The sequence below is a fragment of the Rhodoferax sp. genome (genome assembly GCF_018063565.1).
In the GTDB taxonomy this organism is placed as follows: domain Bacteria; phylum Pseudomonadota; class Gammaproteobacteria; order Burkholderiales; family Burkholderiaceae_C; genus Rhodoferax.
In genome coordinates this window covers 1-3,627 of sequence record NZ_JAGPBB010000010.1, presented here as the reverse complement: position 1 = coordinate 3,627, position 3,627 = coordinate 1, and the positions used below count along the sequence as shown (strand labels likewise).

The following is a 3,627-nucleotide window of genomic DNA, read 5'->3' as shown; positions in this document are numbered from 1 at the left end:
CGGGATGTGCAATCACCGGCGCCCCGCACAAAGGGGGACCATCTGGCGAGAACAGGGTGGTGCCGCCCCAGGCTTCGACCTCAATCGACGCATAGAAAAACGGGTAGACGCAATCGCTTCGGTATTTTTCCAGCAATCGCATCTGCCCTTGCACCACATGTTCGGCGCAGGAAAAGTAGTGCTCGATCGACATGCCAAGCTCCTTGGCACCGTGAAGGGTTGTCAGCAGAAACAGGGGCACACGGTCCGGCTCCTGGTGACCCAGGGTGGTCAAAACCCGCTGCATGGAATTCATGATTGTCGATGTCATTGCATTTCTCCCATCATGCGCTCAACAATCGCAACGGCCTGCGCTGCGCTGCTTCCCATGGCATCTGCGCCAACCTCCTGCCACAATTGGCTGTCGAACAGGAAGGGCGCGCCGCCCACAATCACCCGGGCGTTCGAACCTCTGGCTTTCAAAAGCAAGCACACCTCGCGCACTTTCAGTGCCGAGGGCAGCATCAGCACAGAGATCATCAGGACCCGGATCTTGTCTGCGATGGCGCGGTCAACCAGCGCCTCAACGTCCATGCGACCATAGTCAAAGAGCTCAAAACCGCTGGCGCGCATGACGGAATACACAATTCTCTTGCCAAGGTCATGGTAGTCGCTGAGCACCACGATCGCCGAGCGTGGCTGGTGCTTTCGGTCCGGATCGCTGGGTGGCAGCGTCCGGTCAACCAGTTCCTCGCAGAAGCGCCCACTCATGTACACCTGTGACAGCGCAACGCTACCTGCATCCCAGGCCCCACCGATCTGCTCAAGTGCCGGGACCACCACCTGTTCTACCGCGTCAATGGGTGAAAGCTCCAACAGGACTTCCTGAAAGATGCTGTCGGCCTTGACCCGATCCAATGATTCCAGTGCCTCACGAAACGGCGTGACTGAAGTGTTCATTTGGGCAGTCTCCTTGGTTCAGAAATAGCTGGCCTGTTTTTATGGTAGCCACCGGACAACGGAAAACCAATCGGGTCGATACCTGAGCCGCGCGGGAAAAACACCTGACTGGCGCCCTCTCAAGCGGTTTGTCAAACGCTTCGATACCGCTCAGGCAGGAACTTCAATGTGGAGGCACACACCGTTTCCAGGCGTGCTGACGCAAGTGATGCTCCCCCCAAGGCGCTGGGTCACAAGGTTGTACACCAGGTGCATCCCGAGCCCGGCGCCATGCTGGAGATCGGTGGTAAAGAAGGGATCAAAGATGCGCCCCACTGACTCCGGGGTCAGTCCCACGCCGTCATCGCAGCAATCGACTCGCAGGCTCTTTGTGTCGTGCGTGACCCGGATATCGATGTGACCCTGCGCGCGTGCCTTGAATCCGTGCTTAAGGGAGTTATCCAGCAGGTTGCTGAAGATGTTTGACCAGTCCTCGGTTGAACCCTCAACAAGCAATTCCGTCGGGCAGTCGATCGTCAAGACGGCGCCAACAGCCAACATTCGGTCGCCAAGACTACCCGCCACGCCGTCAAGGCATTCCCGCAATCGGCACGACTGTCGTTCGCGCGACTTGCCACCGACGGCCAACTGGCGGAAACTGTCGATGAGCCGAGCCATGCGCTCCAGATTGCGGCCGATCAGGACGGCGCGCTCGCTCGATGCCTCCAAATAGCGTGTCAGGTCTGCGTGCGTCATACTGCGTCTGGAAAAGTTCGCAGAAACTGCACTGGATTCATCCTGCAATGCGCTTGCAGCTGACAGACACACCCCCAACGGCGTGTTGATTTCGTGCGCAACACCAGCGACCAAAACACCAAGGGAGGCCATTTTTTCGGCCTCAACCAGCTTTTTTTGAGTTTCCTTGAGCGTGGTGTTGGCGGCCTGCAATCTGAGATTGGCTTGGGCCAGTTCGACTTGTGCCTGGGTGTAATCGCGATTGAGCCGGAGTATGCTTGTATTGAGTCGCTCCAGATCCTCGATGTCATATTCCGCCAGAATCCGCAAGCATTTGCTTTCGCGCCACACACGTGCCAGCAGCGTACGTGTCTGCCCCATGTATTCGCCAATCGTCAGCAAGCCTTGATAAACCAGACCATCACGATCAGGCGGTGCGCGCCAGAGTGCCGAAAAATCGGGCTGGATCAGCAAACGAGCGATATCCGAACTGGGTGGCGATGTACCACCAGCGACAATCAGCCGGCGAAACCCGACATTCGCCTCGATCAGTTCACCCTTGACGTTGAGCACGGCTGCAGCAACCGCCAATAGCGGATCAAGGCTGGTCGACCAGTTCATCATTGGCTGGCTTGGTGACCAACGATGTGACTGGCCAGCTCTACGGCCGCCAGGGCATTGGTGGCCGAGGCATCGGCACCCACAACATCGGCAAGAGGCCTGAAACGGTTGATGGCCAGGCCGCCGACCATGATGGCCGGACGCGTCGCGCCAAGGCACTGCGTCAACGCTGCGATCACTGCCTTGACAGCTGAAAGGTGCTGCGGGAATGAAACCGACAGTGCCAAAAGATCTGGCCTCCAGTCCACCACCTGTTGCACCAGGGACCGTGTTGGCACGTTGGCACCAAGGTACTGAACATCCCAGCCGCTCAGCAAGAAAGAATCGGCGACCATTCTCAGGCCCACCGAATGGTCATTACCCTCCACACAGGCCAACAGGACCCGCCTGTCCATCGGCGAAGGGGGTGGAGAGCGCAACAGCGCAACGGTCATCACTGACTGAGCGATGGCCGTCGCCATGTGCTCCTGTGCCACGCTCACCTGGTTGGTCTGCCATTTTTCGCCAATACTGTAGAGCGCCGGTTGTATCAGGTGCAGTTCGATAGCAACCAGGCCATGCCCGGCATCAAGACAGTCATTGACAACTCCCAGTGCGTCAACTTGGTCACCGGCGAGCAGGGCTGCCTCAAAGACCGTCGCTTGCGGCCACGGTTCGGGCGAAACAGGGGAAATCTGCGGTTCATTGCAAGATTCTGTGAACTTCGTCCGCGTTGCCGTCAGCGCTGCAACGACGACCTGGCTATCCCCGGGTTCCATGGCCCTGGCAAAATATTCGGCGAGCCAGTCTAGCGTTTGCGCCAGGTACCCGGCGGGAATCCCGCGCCCGGCCAGCACGTTGCCGATCCAGTGCAGGTAGTCGACCATGGGCTGCAGAAAGCCAAATTCCAGCACTGGACGCAGAAACTCGAGGTGGAACGCGAAATCTTCCCGGCAGACGTCAAGGCCGCGATCTCCAAAACGCTCGTACAAGGAGCTATAGGTCGCGTAGAAACGATTGGTCAAGACGCTCGCCGCTTCAGTCTGCAAGCAGAGGTAGTGCTGCAACCCGCTCGGAGTCAAGACTGGCAGTTCATCATATCGGTCCATTGAGTACACCCATCCGTGTTGCCACCTTTTTCATGGTAGCGACCGATCCCTGGGAAACCAATAAGGTCGATACCTGAGCCGGGCGGATAAAACACCTGACTGGCACTCTGAGCAGAATCGGCCCCCTTGAAATACGCCACATCATCCCTAGTTAAAAGGTCGATTGAGTGCCGGCCTATCAGCTGCCGGTTTTTTTAATGCTTTGAGAACACCCACACCCCATGAGCAAACAAACCCTTTCCTTCCAGGCCGAAGTCGCGCAACT

At 57.9% G+C, this 3,627-nt stretch carries 4 protein-coding genes; all 4 read right to left on the bottom strand.

Annotated elements, in window-relative coordinates; genetic code table 11:
* Positions 1-310, bottom strand: a 310-nt coding sequence (locus KBF66_RS04045; RefSeq protein WP_296652606.1) for a uroporphyrinogen decarboxylase family protein, incomplete at its 3' end; no start/stop codon positions are given.
* Complete coding sequence (locus KBF66_RS04040) at positions 307-939, bottom strand: cobalamin-dependent protein (RefSeq protein WP_296652604.1); 633 nt, start codon at positions 937-939, stop codon at positions 307-309. The genes KBF66_RS04040 and KBF66_RS04045, both read right to left, overlap by 4 nt.
* A 150-nt stretch (positions 940-1,089) precedes the next feature.
* The gene (locus KBF66_RS04035) at positions 1,090-2,274 is read right to left on the bottom strand and encodes a HAMP domain-containing sensor histidine kinase (RefSeq protein ID WP_296652600.1); all 1,185 of its coding nucleotides are present in this window, start codon (positions 2,272-2,274) and stop codon (positions 1,090-1,092) included.
* Positions 2,274-3,362, bottom strand: coding sequence for a cobalamin-dependent protein (locus tag KBF66_RS04030; protein WP_296652779.1), 1,089 nt, complete (start codon positions 3,360-3,362; stop codon positions 2,274-2,276). The genes KBF66_RS04035 and KBF66_RS04030 overlap by 1 nt, the downstream gene beginning before the upstream one ends.
* Positions 3,363-3,627: the final 265 nt, after the last annotated feature.